At 64.3% G+C, this 17,592-nt stretch carries 14 protein-coding genes; 4 read left to right on the top strand and 10 right to left on the bottom strand.

What is annotated here, in order from left to right:
* The first annotated feature begins 68 nt into the window (after positions 1 to 68).
* Positions 69 to 1,940 carry a phosphogluconate dehydratase gene (gene edd / locus HFRIS_RS12975; RefSeq protein WP_006463825.1) on the top strand — a complete coding sequence of 624 codons (1,872 nt, stop codon included), beginning with the start codon at positions 69 to 71 and terminating at the stop codon, positions 1,938 to 1,940.
* On the top strand, positions 1,937 to 2,566 hold the full coding sequence (locus tag HFRIS_RS12970; protein WP_006463824.1) for a bifunctional 4-hydroxy-2-oxoglutarate aldolase/2-dehydro-3-deoxy-phosphogluconate aldolase: 630 nt from the start codon (positions 1,937 to 1,939) through the stop codon (positions 2,564 to 2,566). The genes edd and HFRIS_RS12970 overlap by 4 nt, the downstream gene beginning before the upstream one ends.
* A gap of 75 nt (positions 2,567 to 2,641) precedes the next feature.
* Here HFRIS_RS12970 and lgt read toward each other — a convergent pair whose 3' ends face one another.
* The gene (gene lgt / locus HFRIS_RS12965) at positions 2,642 to 3,478 is read right to left on the bottom strand and encodes a prolipoprotein diacylglyceryl transferase (RefSeq protein ID WP_006463823.1); all 837 of its coding nucleotides are present in this window, start codon (positions 3,476 to 3,478) and stop codon (positions 2,642 to 2,644) included.
* A 108-nt stretch (positions 3,479 to 3,586) separates the two neighbouring features.
* Positions 3,587 to 4,489, bottom strand: coding sequence for a LysR family transcriptional regulator (locus HFRIS_RS12960; protein WP_006463822.1), 903 nt, complete (start codon positions 4,487 to 4,489; stop codon positions 3,587 to 3,589).
* A 233-nt stretch (positions 4,490 to 4,722) separates the two neighbouring features.
* On the opposite strand from HFRIS_RS12960, the gene HFRIS_RS12955 reads away from it, so the two are divergent.
* Positions 4,723 to 5,037: a c-type cytochrome gene (locus HFRIS_RS12955; protein WP_006463821.1), complete on the top strand. Its 315-nt coding sequence runs from the start codon at positions 4,723 to 4,725 to the stop codon at positions 5,035 to 5,037.
* 276 nt (positions 5,038 to 5,313) lie between these two features.
* On the opposite strand, the gene HFRIS_RS12945 is transcribed toward HFRIS_RS12955, so the two are convergent.
* From HFRIS_RS12945 to HFRIS_RS12925, 5 genes are all read right to left on the bottom strand, one after another.
* Positions 5,314 to 6,318 carry a transketolase family protein gene (locus HFRIS_RS12945; RefSeq protein WP_006463819.1) on the bottom strand — a complete coding sequence of 335 codons (1,005 nt, stop codon included), beginning with the start codon at positions 6,316 to 6,318 and terminating at the stop codon, positions 5,314 to 5,316.
* The gene (locus HFRIS_RS12940) at positions 6,315 to 7,160 is read right to left on the bottom strand and encodes a transketolase (RefSeq protein ID WP_006463818.1); all 846 of its coding nucleotides are present in this window, start codon (positions 7,158 to 7,160) and stop codon (positions 6,315 to 6,317) included. The genes HFRIS_RS12945 and HFRIS_RS12940 overlap by 4 nt, the downstream gene beginning before the upstream one ends.
* Positions 7,161 to 7,195: 35 nt before the next feature.
* Entirely contained in the window at positions 7,196 to 9,052 is a 1,857-nt protein-coding gene (locus HFRIS_RS12935; protein ID WP_006463817.1) for a TRAP transporter large permease, read from the bottom strand.
* Positions 9,049 to 10,098 carry a TRAP transporter substrate-binding protein gene (locus HFRIS_RS12930; RefSeq protein ID WP_006463816.1) on the bottom strand — a complete coding sequence of 350 codons (1,050 nt, stop codon included), beginning with the start codon at positions 10,096 to 10,098 and terminating at the stop codon, positions 9,049 to 9,051. The genes HFRIS_RS12935 and HFRIS_RS12930 overlap by 4 nt, the downstream gene beginning before the upstream one ends.
* A 74-nt stretch (positions 10,099 to 10,172) precedes the next feature.
* A complete protein-coding gene (locus tag HFRIS_RS12925) occupies positions 10,173 to 10,922 on the bottom strand; it encodes an SDR family NAD(P)-dependent oxidoreductase (RefSeq protein ID WP_006463815.1) in 750 nt (249 codons plus the stop codon).
* Positions 10,923 to 11,149: 227 nt separating this feature from the next.
* Here HFRIS_RS12925 and HFRIS_RS12920 point away from each other — a divergent pair, with 227 nt between their 5' ends.
* The gene (locus HFRIS_RS12920) at positions 11,150 to 12,037 is read left to right on the top strand and encodes a LysR substrate-binding domain-containing protein (protein ID WP_006463814.1); all 888 of its coding nucleotides are present in this window, start codon (positions 11,150 to 11,152) and stop codon (positions 12,035 to 12,037) included.
* 65 nt (positions 12,038 to 12,102) lie between these two features.
* Here HFRIS_RS12920 and HFRIS_RS12915 read toward each other — a convergent pair whose 3' ends face one another.
* From HFRIS_RS12915 to HFRIS_RS12905, 3 genes are all read right to left on the bottom strand, one after another.
* Positions 12,103 to 12,996, bottom strand: a complete 894-nt coding sequence (locus HFRIS_RS12915) for a hypothetical protein (protein WP_006463813.1) — start codon at positions 12,994 to 12,996, stop codon at positions 12,103 to 12,105.
* Positions 12,997 to 13,052: 56 nt separating this feature from the next.
* The gene (gene cls / locus HFRIS_RS12910; RefSeq protein WP_006463812.1) at positions 13,053 to 14,468 is read right to left on the bottom strand and encodes a cardiolipin synthase; all 1,416 of its coding nucleotides are present in this window, start codon (positions 14,466 to 14,468) and stop codon (positions 13,053 to 13,055) included.
* Between the two features lie 245 nt (positions 14,469 to 14,713).
* A complete protein-coding gene (locus HFRIS_RS12905; protein ID WP_006463811.1) occupies positions 14,714 to 17,263 on the bottom strand; it encodes a PepSY domain-containing protein in 2,550 nt (849 codons plus the stop codon).
* Positions 17,264 to 17,592: the final 329 nt, after the last annotated feature.

The following is a 17,592-nucleotide window of genomic DNA, read 5'->3' as shown; positions in this document are numbered from 1 at the left end:
GTGTATGATTTCATTCGCGCAAATTTATGTAGTAAAATTACAGTGTTAACGCTAACAGGAAACCGACAATGCCTCTCAACGCTACCTTAGCCAGCGTCACCCAACGCATCGCCGAACGTAGCCGTCCTTACCGGACCGCTTATCTCGAACGCCTGGAAGCGGCCCGCCGCAAGGGCGCGCAGCGCGGCGCACTGGCCTGCACCAACCTGGCCCACGGCTTCGCCGCCTTCCCCGCCAATGACAAACTGAAGCTGAAGGAAGACAAGGCGCCCTCGCTGGCGATTGTTTCGGCCTACAACGATATGCTCTCGGCGCACCAGCCCTTCGAGCGTTTCCCCCAGATCATCAAGGACGCAGCCCGTGAAGCCGGCGCCGTGGCGCAGTTCGCCGGCGGCACCCCCGCCATGTGCGACGGCGTCACGCAAGGCCAGACCGGCATGGAGATGTCGCTGTTCTCGCGCGACGCCATCGCCATGGCCACCGCCATCGCGCTGTCCCACAACATGTTCGACGCCGCGCTGTATCTGGGCGTGTGCGACAAGATCGTGCCGGGGCTGCTGATCGGCGCGCTGCACTTCGGCCACCTGCCGGCGGTGTTCGTGCCCGCCGGTCCCATGACCAGCGGCATGAGCAATAGCGACAAGGTCAAGATCCGCCAGCTCTACACGGCCGGCAAGATCGGTCGCGCCGAACTGCTGGAAGCGGAATCCAAGTCCTACCACGGCGCCGGTACCTGCACCTTCTACGGCACCGCCAACAGCAACCAGATGCTGATGGAAGCGATGGGCCTGCACCTGCCGGGCGCGGCCTTCATCACCCCCAACACCCCGCTGCGCGACGCGCTGACTGCGGCCGCCGCCAAGCAGGCCGCCAGGATCACCGACCTCGGCACCCAATACACCCCGGTGGGCCGCATGATCGACGAGAAGGCCATCGTCAATGCCATCGTCGCACTGCACGCCACCGGCGGCTCCACCAATCACACGCTGCACCTGGTGGCCATCGCCAAGGCGGCCGGCATCGTGATCGACTGGGACGACTTCGACAAGCTCTCCGCCGTGGTTCCGCTGATCACCAAGATCTACCCCAACGGCACCGCCGACGTGAACCATTTCCATGCCGCTGGCGGCACCGGCTTCGTGCTGCGCGAGCTGATCGATGCCGGCCTGATGCACGACGACGTCACCACCATCCTCGGCCAGGGACTGCGCCAGCACTGCAAGGAGCCGATGCTGGCTACCGAAGGCGAGAATGGTCGTCCCGGCACCGTGACCTGGCAGGATGCACCGGCCCAGAGCGCCGACGCCGGTGTGCTGGGCACCGTAGCCCAGCCGTTTGCGGCCGATGGCGGCCTCAAGCTGCTGCAGGGCAACCTGGGTCGTGCCGTCATCAAGATTTCGGCGGTCAAGCCCGAACACCGCGTGGTGGAGGCGCCGGCAGTGGTCTTCCATTCGCAGGAAGCCTTCATGGCCGCCTTCAAGGCTGGCCAGCTGGATCGCGACTTCGTGGCCGTGATCACCTTCCAGGGACCGCGCGCCAACGGCATGCCCGAACTGCACGCGCTAACCCCGGCACTGGGTATCCTGCAGGACAAGGGCCGTCACGTCGCCCTGGTCACCGATGGCCGCATGTCCGGCGCATCGGGTAAAGTACCGGCCGCGATCCATGTCACGCCCGAAGTGCTGGGCGGTGGTCCGCTGGGTCGCGTGCGCGACGGCGACATCATCCGCCTGGATGCCGAGACCGGCACCCTGGAAGCCAAGGTCGATGCCGCCGAGTGGGAAGCACGCAGCCTCGACACCAGCGACCTCTCCGGCAATCAGCACGGCATGGGCCGCGAATTGTTCAGCCTGTTCCGCAACGCGGTGGGAACCGCAGAAGAGGGCGGCGCCACCTTCGGCCTGCCGCCGATTTTTGAGAAAGAGAAAGCCACGGTATGAAGACCACACTGGAAATCATGCGCGCCTCGCCGGTCATCCCGGTGATCGCCATCGACAAGTTCGAACACGCCGTGCCGCTGGCACGCGCTTTGGTGGCAGGCGGCATCCGCGTGCTGGAAATCACGCTGCGCACCGAACACGGCCTGCCGGCCATCCGCGCCATCGCCGAGTCGGTTCCGGACGCCATCGTCGGCGTCGGCACCTTGACTGCGCCGGAAGAATTCGCTGCCTCGCGTGATGCAGGTGCCGTCTTCGGTGTTTCGCCCGGCCTGACCCCGGCGCTGATCGAAGCTGCCAAGCGCAGTGGCCTGCCGCTGCTGCCGGGCGTGATGACCCCGTCCGAAGTGATGGCGGCGCGCGAGGCGGGCTTCCGCCAGCTGAAGCTGTTCCCGGCCGTGCCCGCGGGCGGCATCGGCATGCTCAACGGCATCGCCGGCCCCTTGTCGGATGTCTCCTTCTGCCCCACCGGCGGCATCACGCAAGAGACGGCACCGCAGTTCCTGGCCTGCAAGAACGTGGTCTGCGTGGGCGGCTCCTGGCTGACCCCCAAGGCCGCCATCGAAGCGGGTGACTGGGACAAGATCACCGAGATCGCCAAGGCGGCCAGTGCATTGAGGAAGGCCTGAGTTTTCCACAGGCCAGCAAAACGAAGGGCGGTACCGAGTCGATCGGTACCGCCCTTTTTCGTGAGCAGGAGAGGATTACTTCTTGCCGACCAGTGCAGGTTCAGAAGGTGCCTGTGCCTGCTGCTTCAGCTTGTAGGCCAGCACCAGCAGGATGATGCCCAGCACGATCATCGGCACCGACAGCATCTGCCCGGCCGAGATGGTGATGCCGCCGAAGTGGACTTCGTAATCCGGCACGCGGAAGTATTCCGTAAAGAAGCGCGCGCAACCGTACAGCAATGAGAACATGCCGGCCACCGCCATGCGCGGGCGGGAGTGGCGCGCAAAGATCCAGAGGATGATGAACAGCAGGATGCCATCGACCAGCATCTGGTAGATCGGCGAGGGGTGGCGCGGGATGTTGTCCACATTGGGCCAGATCATGGCCCAGGGCAGCGAGGGGTCGGCCGGGCGGCCCGGCAGTTCGGCGTTGATGAAATTGCCCAGGCGGCCGGCGGCATAGCCCAGCGGGACCATGGGCGCGATGAAGTCCATGATGTCCATCAGGTTGCGACCACGCTTGCGGCCCCACAGGTACATGGCCAGCATCACCCCCAGGAAGCCACCGTGGAAGGACATGCCGCCCTTCCAGACCGCAATCATGTCGGCCGGATTCGCAAAATAGTAGGCGGGGTTGTAGAACAGGATTTCACCCAGTCGCCCGCCGAGTACCACCCCGAGCACGCCGTAGAAGAGCATGTCGTCCAGGTCTTCCTTTTTCCAGCCGACGGCGGCGATGTGCGGCTGTTTGATGCGCAGGCGTCCCAGCGCGATGAATTGGGCGAAGGCCAGCAGGTACATCAGGCCATACCAGTGGACGGCCAGCGGCCCGATGTGGATGGCAATCGGGTCGGGCATGGGGTGGACGAGCATGAGTTTGATCTTTCTGTTGTTGGGCGGAACCGCAATTGGAACGCGACGGGCGATGCAAGTTCGTCGATGATTTTCCCGGTAGATGGGAAATGGTGCGGTCCAATGTGATCAGGTCGGCGCGTCCAGCAGGTCCAGCAGGGCTCGCAGGACGCTGGATGGATTGTCGCGCCGCCAGGCCAGGCCGGTCTGGATGTCGGGCGCCGGGTCGGAGAGCCGGCGGTAGTCGACACCCGGGCGTTTCAGGTTCGACACGGATTGTGGCACAAGCGCCATTCCCATGCCAGCCGAGACCAGGCCGACGATGGTCTGCATCTGGATGGCTTCCTGGCCGATGTGCGGGGTCACCCCGGCATCGCGAAAGCACGACAGGATGGTGTCATGGAAGGCTGGAGAGATGCGGCGCGGGAAGATGATCAGCGGCAGCTCGCGCAAGCTTTTCAGCGATACCGGGCCGCGCTTCCTGACGGCACCCTCGGGGATCGCCGCGATCAGCGGTTCGGACAGCACCGGCCGCACATCCAAAAGCGCCGCGGCTTTCTCGGGCAGCGGCGGCAGCAGCAAGCCGGCGTCGATCTTGCCCTGCATCAGGTCTTCCAGCTGGATGTCGGTGGTGGCTTCGCGCAATTCGATCTGTACCTGCGGATAGCGAGCGCGAAAACGTTGCAGCAGCGGTGGCAGGATGCTGTAGTCGGCGCTGGAAATGAAGGACAGCGACAGCAGCCCGGAGGCCCCGCTGGCGGCGCGTCGCGCCAGGTCCGGCAAAGCGGCCGCCTGCTGCAGGATGCGCTGGACTTCCGGCAGCAGGGCTTCCCCCGCCGGGGTCAGCGCCACACTGCGCTTGGTGCGTTGGAACAGCGGCGTACCCAGTTGCTCTTCCAGCGCCGCGATGGTTTGTGACAAGGGCGGCTGGGTCATGTGCAGGCGGGCGGCGGCGCGCCCGAAGTGCTTTTCCTCGGCCACGGCGGCGAAGTAGCGTAGCTGGCGCAGTTCCAGGCGGGGATGATCGGACATGGACTGATATCGGTTCCGAATGAGTCGGGCGTTCATGATATCCCTGGCCATCGGTAGCGGCAAGCCAGCGGCCTTGCCTGATATTTCCGTCATGGAATTTGATCTATGACAGATATACGCCAGGGCAGATAGAGGCGACGTACCGAAGCCGGTTAGAATAGCCCCGCCTGCGAAGCGCCTGGAGAGTGCCGCAGCAGGCGTCACCGTCGTTCACCGCTTGCTGAGGAGCTCCCATGAAATACCTGTTGTTGATTGCCACCCTGGTGGCCGGATCGGCCATTTCGGCCGAAGCGCTGGCCAATGCGCAACTGGCCAAGTCCAAGAATTGCATGGCCTGCCACTCGGTGGATGCCAAGATCGTCGGTCCCGCCTTCAAGGAGGTGGCTAAGAAATACGCCGGCCAGAAGGACGCCGAAGCCAAGCTGACCCAGAAGGTCCTCAACGGTGGTAGCGGCGCCTGGGGCGCGGTGGCCATGCCGGCCAACAAGGGCCAGGTGAGCGAAGCCGAGGCGCGTGAGCTGGTGAAGTGGGTGTTGAGCCTGAAGTAAATCTGCTTGTAAGCAAAAAAAAGGAGACTGCGGTCTCCTTTTTTTGTGCCATGATTTTCACACTTTGGTGATTGCCAGAACAAGAAGGACCAGCATGAGCAAATCCATTCCCATCGCGAGCCTGCCATCGCGGTTTATGTGCGCGACATTCAGGCTAGTACCGATCCTGTTCTGGTGGCGAGTGCACTGGAAGACGTCGCGCGAGCTCGTCACATGAATCACGCGGCCGGCAGGACGAACGAGCAGGCGTGAGTCCTTCCGGTGCATTAGCTCTGCTTACTTCAACCACCCCTTGATGCGTTCGCTCAACACCTCGCAGCTGATCCCGTAACGATCATGCAAGGTCGGCAGCGCACCTGCATCGAGGAAGGCGTCCGGCAGGCCCGCCATCTGGAATCCGGCTGGCTGCACGCCATTGCGCATCAGCGTGCTGGCGACGATCTCGCCCAGGCCGCCGATGACAGAATGGTTTTCGGCGACCACCACCAGGCGGTGCTTCTTCTTGACCTGGGCCAGTACGGTGGCTTCGTCGAAGGGTTTGATGGTCGGGCAGTGCAGCACGGCTACGCTGACCTTGTCCGCCTCCAGCGCCTTGGCCACTTCCAGCGCGCGCATGGTCATGAAACCGCTGGAGATGATCAGCACATCGTTGCCGTCGCGGATTTCCTTGGCACGGCCCATTTCGAAGCGGTAGTCATATTCATCCAGCACCAGCGGCACGTTGCCGCGCGCCAGGCGCATGTAGACCGGCCCCTGGTGGGCGGCGATCTGCGGCACGGCCTGTTCCAGGTCCAGGGCATCGCAGGGATCGACGATGGTCAGGCCGGGAATGGCACGCATCATCGCCAGGTCTTCGGTGGCCTGGTGGCTGGGGCCGTAGCCGGTGGTCAGGCCGGGCAGGGCACAACAGATCTTCACATTCAGGTTTTCTTCGGCGATCACCTGATGGATGAAGTCGTAGGCGCGACGCGTGGCAAAGACGGCATAAGTGGTGGCGAACGGCACCAGGCCTTCCTTGGCCATGCCGCCGGCGGCGGCCATCAGCAACTGCTCGGCCATGCCCATCTGGAAGAAGCGCTCCGGATAGGCTTTCTGGAACAGATGCAGGTCGGTGTACTTGGCCAGGTCAGCGGTCAGGCCCACGATCTCCGGGCGGTCGGCGGCGTAGTCCACCAGCGCCTTGCCGAACGGGGCCGCCTGTACCCGCTGACCTTCGGCAGCGATGGAGGCGATCATGGCCGAGGTGGTCAGGCGCGGCTTCTTTTCTGCGGCGGTGTTCATGCTTGGCTTCCTTGTTGATAAGACTGGTCGAGGATGGACAGCGCCTGCTGCCATTCGGGCGGATCGACGCGGATGAAGTGGTTCTTCTCGCGTTGCTCCAGGAAGGGCACACCACGGCCCATCAGGGTGTCGAACAGGATCACGCGTGGCTTGGCGTCTTTCAGATTGCGTGCAGTGTCGAAGGCCTGTACCACGGCAGCCAGGTCATTGCCGTCCACCCGTTGCACATGCCAGCCGAAGGAGGCCCATTTGTCGGCCAGCGGCTCGAAGCCCATGATCTTGCTGGAGGGGCCATCGGCCTGCTGGTTGTTGATGTCGACCAGGCAGATGAGATTGCCCAACTGGTGGTGAGCTGCGCCCATGGCGGCTTCCCAGGTCGCGCCTTCATCCAGTTCACCATCCGACATGGAGTTGTAGATGAACGCCGGGTTGCCGTTGTAGCGCAAGCCCAGCGCCATTCCCACGGCGATGGCCAGGCCCTGGCCCAGCGAACCGCCGGAGATTTCCATGCCCGGCGTATAGGTCGCCATGCCGGACATGGGCAGGCGGCTGTCATCGCTGCCGTAGCTCTCCAGTTCCTCGTCGGGGACGATGCCGGCCTCGATCAGCGCGGCGTAGAGTGCGATGGCGTAGTGGCCGTGCGAGAGCAGGAAACGGTCGCGGCCGCTCCATTCAGGGTCGTCCGGGCGCAGGTTCATGGCGTGCTTGTAGGCCACTGCCAGTACGTCGGCCCAGCCCAGCGCCTGGCCGATATAGCCCTGGCCCTGGACTTCGCCCATGCGCACGGCATTGCGGCGGATGCGGTATGCGCTGGCGCGCAGCTTGGTCAAATTGTCAGACATTGCGAGTCCTTGCTTGATGGATGAATGCGTAAAAATCACAGGAAGCCGATGGAGAACCAAGGTACGAAGGCCACGATCAGCAGGCCCACCACCAGCGCCCCCAGATAGGGCCAGATGCGCTTGACCGCCACATCCGGATGCACGCGGCCGATGGTGCAGGCGGCGTAGTAACCCAGGCCGAAGGGAGGCGCGAACAGACCCACGCCCATGGACAGGATGATCACCATGGCGTAGTGCACCTCGTGCACGCCGATGGCCTTGGCCACCGGGAACAGCAGCGGTGCGAACAACACCATCGCCGGGATACCCTCCAGCACGCTGCCCAGCACGATGAAGGCCGCAATCGATACCAGCAGGAAGCCGTACTTGCCGCCCGGCACGCTGGTCATGGCCTCGGCCAGTGCATGCGAGAAGCCCGATTGCGTCAGTGCCCAAGACATGCCGGTGGCCGTGCCGATGATGAACAGGATGGCCCCCGACAGGGCGGCCGTATCCACCAGCATGGGATAGAGGCGCTTCCAGTCGAACTTGCGATACACCAGAAGGCCCGCCACTACCGAATAGGCGATGCCGATGGTAGAGACTTCGGTGGCCGTGGCCACGCCTTCGACCACGGCCGTGCGGATCAGGATCGGCAGCAACAGCGCGGGCAGGGCGATGATCAGCGTACGCAGCACCACCTTGCCGGGCGCGCGCTGGATGCCTTCCATGATCTCGGCACTGCGCCAGCGCGCCAGTATCGCCAGCAACACCGCCAGTACGATGCCCGGCATGATGCCGCCGGTGAACAGCGCCGCAATCGAGACGCCGGCCACCGAACCGATGGTGATCAGCACCAGCGAGGGCGGGATGGTCTCGGCCATGGCGCCGGAGGCCGCCAGCAGCGAGATGAGCTCGCCCTCATGATTGCCGCGCCGCTTCATCTCCGGCAGCAGCACCGGTGCGACGGCCGCCATGTCGGCGGTCTTGGCACCGGAAATGCCCGACACCAGCAACATCGCGCCCAGCAACACATAGTTCAGTCCGCCGCGCACATGCCCCAGCAGCGAAGCCAGGAAGTCCACCATGGCCTTGGCCATGCCGGTCATCTCCACCAGGTGGCCGAGCAGGATGAACAGCGGCACCGCCAGCAGGATCAGCGAGGACATGCCTTCGTCGAAGCGTCCCGCCACCACCGCCAGCGGGCTGGTGGTCACGGTCAGCATGAAAGCCACCGTGGCCAGACCGAAGCAGAAGGCGATGGGAATGCCCAGCAGCACCGATACCCCTAGCACCAGACCGAAGAACACCACCAGGTTCCAGTTGCCGATGGCCTGCAGCCAGCCCGCGCCCAGGTACATGGCACCGGCCACTACCGCCAGCACGACCAGCACACCGGCCAGGTCTGTCAGTTTCTGGCGCGAGATGCGCAACAGGCAGATGGCGATCATCAGCGCCGCGCCCACCGCCACGGCGGCTGCGCGCACCGTGTTGGGCCAACCCAGGGCTGGGGTCTGCACGAACATTTCATCCTCTGCGTATTCCCACATCGGGTGCATGAGCAGGAGCAGCATCACGCAGGGCGCGATGATGGCCAGGGCCTCGGCCCAGGCCTTGCCGCGTTCGCTCAGGTAGCCCACCAGCACCGTGGTACGCATGTGGGTACCGCGCCGCAGGGCGACCACGGCTCCCAGGTTGGCCAGCCACAGGAAGAGGATGGACGCCAGTTCATCGGCCCAGGGGATGGGGCTGTTGAAGATGAAGCGCATCACCACGCCGGCCAGCAACACCGCGACTTCGCCGACGACCAGGGCGGCCGCCGGGATTTCGATGGCTACGCCCAGCCAGTTCTCCAGCCGTGCGGCCAGCGAGCGCTCGGCGGTCACCGGCTGCTGCAGCGAGAGGGCGCTCATCCCAGGCCCCCGACGCTGTTTTGCAGCAGCTTCCAGGCCTCATCGCCGAACTTGGCGCGCATCTCCTTGTAGAAGTTGGCCTGGGCCAGTGCCTGCTTGAAGGACTCCTTGTCGGCCTCGATGATCTGCACCCCCTTGCCCTGCAGGTCGTTGCGAGCGAAGCCGGCCAGCGAGGCAATGTCGGCACGTTCGTCGGTGGCGGCCTTGTCCAGTTCGCGGCGCACGATTTCCTGGATGTCCTTGGGCAGCTTTTCGAAGGCACGGCGGTTGCCCAGGATCCAGTAGGCATCCCAGACATGGTTGGAGATGGTGCAGAACTTTTGCACTTCGTAGAGGCGGGCGGTGCTGATGATGGCCAGCGGGTTTTCCTGGCCCTCGACCAGTCGGGTCTGCAGCGACGAATAGACTTCATTGAAGTTGATCGGCGTCGGGCTGGCGCCCAGTGCGGTAAACAGCGAGGTCAGCATGGGCGCGGCCGGTACCCGCAGCTTCAGGCCCTTGAGATCGCCAGCCGACTTGATCGGCTTGGTGGACGTGGTGATCTGGCGGAAGCCGTTGTCCCAGGGCTTGGACATGGTCAGCAGGCCGACCTTCTCGATCTGCGCCCGTACATAGGCGCCTAGCGGACCGTCCATGGCCTGCCAGACTTCCTTGTAGTCGTGGAAGGCGAAGCCAGTATTGACGATGCCGGCTGCTGGCACCAGCGTGGACAGCACCACGCAGGCCTGGTTGAAGAATTCCACGCCGCCATTGCGGATCTGCGACATCAGGTCGGTGTCCGAGCCCAGCTGGTTGGCCGGGAACAGCTTGATCTCCAGGCGCCCATTGGAGGCCTCGCGGATGCGGTCGATGGCTTGCTGCGCACGCTTGTTGACCGGGTGCGACGGGTCCTGGCCGGTGGCGAACTTGTAGTTGAACTCGGCTGCGTTGGCCGGGCGGCTCATGATGGAAAACAGCGGCAATGCCGCGCCGACGGCGCCGGCCTTGAGAAGCTGGCGGCGGCTCAGGGGGGTCTTGCCGCTGTTGTTGTCGTTGTCATGGGTCATGTCAGGTCTCCTGTTGTGTTCTGGTGGTCGGAAAGATGCCGGCCAGGCCGGCGTGCACGAGCATTAGGCTGCGTTTAATGGATCAGCATGCCGCCGTTCACATCCAGCGTGATACCGGTGCAGTACTGCGAGAGGTCGCTACCGAGGAAGACGCAGGCGCCGCCGATGTCGTCGGCCCGGCCCAGGCGTGCCAATGGAATGGTCTCGGCGATCTCGGCCTTCTTTTCTTCGGTGAGCTTGCCCTTGATGATGTCGGTGCCGATCAGGCCTGGCGTGATGCAGTTGACGCGGATGCCTTCCGGGCCGAACTCGCGTGCCATGGCCCGTGCCAGGCCGAGTACGCCAGCCTTGGCGGCAGAGTAGTGCGGGCCTCCGAGGATGCCGCCGCCGCGTTGGGCCGAGACCGAGGAGATGCAGATGATGGAGCCGCTTTGCTGGGCGCGCATGGCCGGCAGCACCGCCTGCGACATGTAGAGCGTGCCGCGCAGGCTCACGTCCAGGATGCGGTCGTAGTCGGCCCCGGTGATGTCCAGCGTCTTGACCGGCTGGGTGATGCCGGCATTGTTGACCAGGATGTCGATGCGCCCGAACTGCTTGAGCACGGCGGCCGCAGCAGCCTCGCAGGAGGCCTTGTCGGTGACGTCGGCCACCAGGCCCAGGTGATGATCGCCCAGGCCGGCGGCGGCGCCGGACGGATCGGCCTGGGCCAGGTCCAGCACCACCACGCGGGCGCCTTGTCCGGCCATCAGGCGCGCCGTGGCGTAGCCCAGACCATTGATACCTGCACCGCCGGTAATGACGGCAACCTTGTCCTTGAGCAGCATGTCGTGTTCTCCAGATGATTTGCGTTCGAGTGAGCAAGTGCGGAGACAGAGCCGACGCGGAAGGTGCGCAGAGGGTGCGTAGATGCAGGCGTGCAGCGGGCCAGCCGCCGTACCACCCTGTCTCCGTTTTTGTTCTGAGCGCATGGTCGGACTTTCCTCGCCTGACGACAAGCGAAGTCTCGTCATGTTAAAGTGACGGATCGTCATCTTAGCTACGGAGCCCGTCCATGGCCGTTCTCCCGCCTCTGCCCAACCTCCAGGCCTTCGAAGCGGTGGCCCGGCGCAAGAGTTTTGCGCTGGCCGCGGCCGAACTGCATTTGACGGCCTCGGCAGTGAGTCACCAGGTGGCACGGCTGGAGTCCTATCTCGGCATCCGCCTCTTCGAGCGCAGCGCCCACGGGGTCCGTATCACCACCGCCGGAGAGAGTTACCTGGCCCGTATCCAGGGCGCGATCTCGGCCATCACGGCGGCATCCATGGACGTGCGCCAGGGCGTCAGCAATACGCTCTACATCCACTCCGCTCCCAGCATTGCCAGCCTGTGGCTGATGGCGCGCCTCAATGATTTCGCACGCAGCTATCCGGAGATCACCTTCAATCTCTCCGCCGCGCATTCGCAGAGCAATTTCGAACTGGGGGAGGTGGATGTGGACATCCGCTACGGTATTCCCAACTGGCCGGGGCTGGTGGTGGAGCCCTTGTTCGAAGAGCGCATCGTGCCGCTGGCCAGTCCCGCCTTCATTCGCGCCGCCCGCATCCGCCAGCCTGCCGACCTGCTGGGGGTGAAGCTCATTCGCAGCAATGTGAGCGTAGTGCAGTGGGCCGACTGGTTCGGGGAGTTTGCCGATGTGCGCCCGCCGGAGCAGTTCGCGGTGCGCTTCGATCGCGCCCAGATGTCACTGGACGCGGCCACCCAGGGCTTGGGCGTGGCGCTGGAAAGCGCCACGGTGGCGGCGCGTCATATCGAGGAAAAGAAACTCAAGGCTATCTTCGGGGTGGACAAGGCGGTGCGGGTCAAGGCCCACTTCGCGGTCTATCCTGCGCACCATGCACGGCGCCCGGCGGTCGCTGCCTTCCTGGAATGGTTGCGCGAGCAGGCGGGCAGCCAGGCGTAGGTGGCATTGAATACCTGTGATACCTGGTGAAGAAAACAGCGGGATGAGAGCCGGCGCGTGCCGGCCTAGCTGCCCGCCTTCTGCTGCCGCGCCACTTCATTGCGCTTCATGCCGAGGTATTCGTCCCGACTGACTTCATGCAGTTGGCGCGGATATTGTTCGGTCGCGTCATACCAGTTGGCCAGGCGCTTTTCCAGTCGTTGCTCGGCGGGCGCCGCCAGTCCGGAAAGGTAGGCGTCGATGGCCAGGTAGTAGCGCATGGTGTTGCGCTCCACGGTGGCACGGGTACCTTCGATGTATTGCGGCTGACCCTGCGCGTCGCGCTTGACCACGCTGAAGCCGACCTTGTCACGCCCGGCCGTCATCAGGTAGGCGCGCAAGGCCAGCTTGCTGGCCAAGCCATACGAATAGGCATAGCTGAAGTGGAGGAAGGAGCGCTTTTCATCCAGGGGGATGGATTCGATCTCGATACGATAGTCGGAGGTATCCAGCGGTCCCTTCTCGGCCAGCATCGAGGACGAGAAATAATCAGCGCCGCTGGCGCCGCCGCGATAGCGCAGGTCGACCCGGTAGGTGCTGTCGAGCGGCTCTTCGGTCTTCTTGCCGACCTGCATGCGCAGGGTGGTCTTCGCGCCATCGTGGAGGAGCCGACAATATTTGGTGTTCAGGTGCAGGATCAGGATGTCACACCAGCGGTCGGGGCCGCCCAGGGCTTCGCGCACCTGGGTGAAGGGATAGTCCAGCACCGCGTAGATATCGCCCTTGACGTTGCCGCCGTCCTCGCGCGAGTTGAGATAGAGCGGGCGGTGGTAGGCATTGTTGTTGAGCTCGCCTTGCAGCTCCGTGTAGCGGCTTTTCATGGCGGCCGCGCCCGTCTGGGTCTGGGCGTGCGCCCAGCCGCAGGCGGCCAGGGCCAGCGTGGCCGGGAAGATCAGATGCAGGGTCAGACGGGACAACATGGATCGCAAACCGGACTCCTCTTCAATGGTGCAGTGGTTTCAGTATTCGATGCTGGCTACAGCAGGCGGGACCAGACGCTGGCGCCGAATTCCTTCATTCTTTCACTGATCGGCCGCTGGTCCCATTGTTCCTTGGTAATTTCCTTGGAGGCGCCGAGATCACGGTCGAACATGCTCTTCATCTGGACGCCGAACTGCGGGCTCAGGATCACCGCATTGATTTCCTGGTTGTAGACGAAGCTGCGCCAGTCCAGATTGGTCGAGCCGATGGTCGACCAGACACCGTCGATGATGGCGGTCTTGGAATGCAGCAGGGCATCCTGGCGTTCGAAGATGCGTACGCCGGCTTCCAGCAGTTCCGCATAGAAGGAGCGGGAAGCATACAGCACCAGCGAGGAATCGCTGTGCGAGGGCAGGATCAGGCGCACGTCCACGCCGCGCCGGGCGGCATCCTTGAGCGAGTCGCGTAGCTGCGGATCAGGCACGAAGTAGGCGTTGGTCAGGTAGATCGAGCTTTCGGCGTGCTGGATGGCGGAGATGAAGGTGGCATAGATGATGCTGTAAGGATCGTCGGGCGAGCTGCCGATGGCGCGCACGATTTCGTTGCCGGCCGGAGCCACCGGCGGGAAGTAACGGTGTTCGCCCAGATCGGGGCCACGCTGCTTGTGCCAGGTTTCGACGAAGAGCTTCTGGAATTCCAGGGCCACCGGGCCATCGATGCGTACTTGCGTATCGCGCCAGGGAATCTGTTCGCCGTCCTTGTTGACGCGCGGTTTTTTCTTGCGGGTGCTGAAGGATCCGCTGGAATAGACGCTACTGATGTTGATGCCGCCCACGAAGGCGGTCTTGCCATCAACCACCAGCAGCTTGCGATGGTCGCGCTGGTTGACCTCCCAGTCCTTGCGCACCTGGGTGGGATTGATGGGGTTGTATTCCAGCACGTGGATGCCGGCATCGATCATCGGCTGGAAGAAGGCGCGCGGGGTGTTGATGGAGCCCACGCTGTCATACATCAGGTTGACCTGCACGCCCTTCTTCTGCATGGAGATCAGCAGGTCGGCGAACTGGCGGCCGACCTCGTCGTCTTCCATGATGTAGCTTTCCATGTTGACGTGGTAGCGCGCTGCCTGGATGGCCTGCTGCATGGAGGCATAGGTCGCGGGACCATCGATGAGCAGCGTCACCTTGTTGCCGGTCACCAGGGGCGAGCCGGTGATGGCGCCTTCGATGGCGACGTGGCGGTCCAGCAGGGTATTGTCGGCGTTCTGGCTGCGCAGCTTGTCCAGCACGGCCTTGGCCTGCGCTTCACTGAGGACGCCGCGTCCCCCCTTCATCTGGATGTTGCGCGCCGACTGCGAATCCATATCGGGCACGATGGTGGGCAACGAGCTGCAGGCCGCCAGCATCAGGGAGAACAACAGCAGCAAGAGCCAGGCAGCGGGCCACTTGGAATTTGTTTTCTTGTTGGTCATGGAAGGTTCCCGGTTGGGCGCTGCCATCGACCTGAGGCTGTCTCGGATGCCGGGGAGGGCAACGCTGTGCGGTCGAGTATATGCCCGACAACAGCACGATGGCGCAGCGGGAAGCGCGAATCGGAACTGTCCTACAGCGGAAAGCGGGGGCTGCCTACAGGGCAGGCCGGGGATGACCGCGCTATTGCATCGTATCTGCGCAGGGAGAGGGCAAGGATGGGCCGGTCGGCCCATCCTGAAGGGGATCAGTAGACGTCGCGGCGGTAGCGGTTCTGTTCGATCAGGTCCTGCAGGCCGGCCTCGCCCAGGACGGCGGTGAGCACCGCGTCGACCCCTGCAGCCATGCCTTCCAGGCTACCGCAGACGTACAGCACCGCACCCTGATCCAGCCAGTGGCGCAGTTCGGCAGCCGCCTCGCGCAGGCGGTCCTGAACATAGATGCGCTCGGGCTGGTCACGCGAGAAGGCCAGGTCCAGGCGCGTGAGCTGACCTTGTGCCAGCCACTGCTGCAGTTGTTCGCGGTAGAGGAAATCGTGCGCCTCGTTGCGTTCGCCGAAGAGCAGCCAGTTGCGTGTCTGCCCGGCGTGGATGCGCGCCAACAGGTGGCCGCGCAGACCGGCCATGCCGGAGCCGTTGCCGATGAAGATCGCCGGCACCTGCGGTGGTGGCGGCGCGAAGCCGGCGTTGTACACCAGACGCAGCTGCAATGCAGACTGCAGCGGCGCGAATTCGGTCAGCCAGCCGGAAGCCAGGCCCAGGCCGTCCTCATGCTGCACCTGGCGCACCAGCAGGTGCAGGGCGCCTTCCTCGGTCACCGAGGCTGCCGAATAGGAGCGGGGCGTCAGGGGCTGCAGCGTATCGACCAGGCCCTGAGCGTTGGCCACGGCATGCTGCGGCAGCACGCTGCATGACAGCGCTAGCGCCAGCGTGCAGGATTGGCCCTGGTGACGCACCGGAGTGGCGCCGTCCAGTTGCAGACGTTGCAAGAGCAGGGCGATGCGGTCCGGCGCATGACGCGGCAGGATTTCCACCAGCGCGCCGGCTTGCCAGACGGGCAGGGTGCCGTCCTGCGGCTGCAGTTCCAGGTGATACAGGGGTGCGCCCTGACTGCCCGGATTCATCAGTACGCGGCGCGTGAGCGTCCAGGTCTGCCAGGCCGGTGCGTGGGTCGGCAGGATATCGCTGACCGCGGCTTGCAGACCATGCGCGGCCAGTTCGCTCTCCCATTTGCGTAGCGCTTCACCATCCATGCGATCCACTTCCACCAGCGGAAACATCGGCTTGGCACCGCACTGACGCAGGCCGTGATCAAGCGAGTGACCGAAGCCGCAGAACTGGGTGTAATGGCGGTCTCCCAGGGCCAGGACTGCGTACTGCACATGCGACAGCGATTGCCCGGCGGCCTGGCGCAGGCGCTTCTCGACGCCGCGTGCGCTGTCGGGCGCATCGCCTTCGCCGAAGGTGCTGGCGATGACGAGGAGGCGACGATGGTGGCGCAGGATTTCCGGGGTGACCTGCGCCAGCGGCAGCAGGGTTACCGGCACGCCGCTCTTGCGCAGTCCGGCAGCGGTATGCAGGGCGATGCGCTCGGCCTGGCCGGTCTGCGAGGCATGGGCCACCAGCACCGGTTCGCCGCCGGTGACGCTGGCCGCCTCGCCACTGTCGATGCTGGCCCGCTCGGCACGCAGCGCGGCCTTCTTGCGGCGCCGATCCAGGTAGAGCATCCAGCCGGAAATGCCGAACAACGGCATCATCAGGCTGGCAACCGCCATGATGATGCGACCCGGCAGGCCGAAGTAGGTCCCCATGTGCAGCGGATAGATGGCGGCGATGAAGCGTCCGCCGCGGCTCTTGTCCTCGTAGCGCTCCAGTTGCCGCACTTCGCCGGTCTGCGGTGCCACCACCATGCGGCTGCGCGCACGCTCATGCGGCGCGTCGTGACTGAGGAAGAAGATCTGCACCGGCTGCGTACCCTGCTCGGGCAGGCGCAACTGGGCATTCTGGTAATCGGGGGCCTGGGTCAGGAAGCTGTTCCAGGCCAGGGTCAGATCCAGCGGCACGGGGGCTGCAGCCGCTTCCTTCTTCTTGCCTTCGCCGCGCTGCATGGGCGCACGACGGCTCTCGCCGGCCAGCGTGTTGACGCCGTCCTTGAACCAGTCCAGCGCCCAGTAGGCGCCGGTGGTGGCGAAGATCACGTACATCACCAGCGACCAGGTACCGATGACCGAGTGCAGGTTCCACAGGAAGGATCGTCCCTGCAGCTGGAAATCCAGCCGCAGCCAGGCCCGCAGCGACAAGGGCCGGCGCGGCCAGCGCAGGTACAGCCCGGACAGTGCCAGGGTCAGCAGCGACAGTGCCAGCGTCCCCAGGACGATCTTGCCGATCTCGGTGGGCAGCAGCAGCCAGCGGTGGAAGCGCTCGGTGAATTCGAAGAACTCCGCGCCCGTCACCGGTGGCAACAGTGCTCCGGTATAGGGATCGGCATAGCGCGCCTGCCCGCGTCGTTCGCCCGGCGGCGGTGCGAAGACCACGCGCACCGAAGCGCCCGGCTCGGCCGACAGGGTCAGGGTGGTGACCCGGCGCTGCGGTTCGGCATCGCGCAGCCGCTCCAGCATCTGCTGCGGTGTCAGCGTGGCCTGCTGGCGCACTTGCACGTGCATCACGCCGGGGCTCAAGGCCTCCATGATTTCTTCGCGGAAAGCCAGCAGCGCACCGGTCACGCCGATGGTCATCAACAGGGTGCCGGCGGTGATGCCGATGAACCAGTGGAGCTGGAACCAGATCTTCTTGAACATGTATCAGTAGGGCGGCGACAGGCGCGGGGAGCGCCTTGTTGATCTTGTCTGCCAGGCCAGTGAAACGGCCGGCGCGTCAATGACCACCCGGACGGGCTGGGCGGATCAGCCCGCTATTATAGATCAGATGAAAATGATTCTTATTGGTATCTGAGTGTTTGCTCGAGGGGCGATGCCGTGGTGCGAAAGTCTTCAATTTCCTGCATTCATTTCCGGCGGGAAAAAATCATTTCAATGGGAACTTGATACTCTGCTGCGCCGTACCTGAAGCCGCCGTCAGCAGGATGTCCAAGGACGAGCTTCATTCTTTTAATGGAATATTCCTTGGA

This window comes from Herbaspirillum frisingense GSF30 (assembly GCF_000300975.2).
In the GTDB taxonomy this organism is placed as follows: domain Bacteria; phylum Pseudomonadota; class Gammaproteobacteria; order Burkholderiales; family Burkholderiaceae_D; genus Herbaspirillum; species Herbaspirillum frisingense.
Note: the sequence above shows the minus strand (reverse complement) of the source record. Positions and strands in the feature narration are given on the sequence as shown.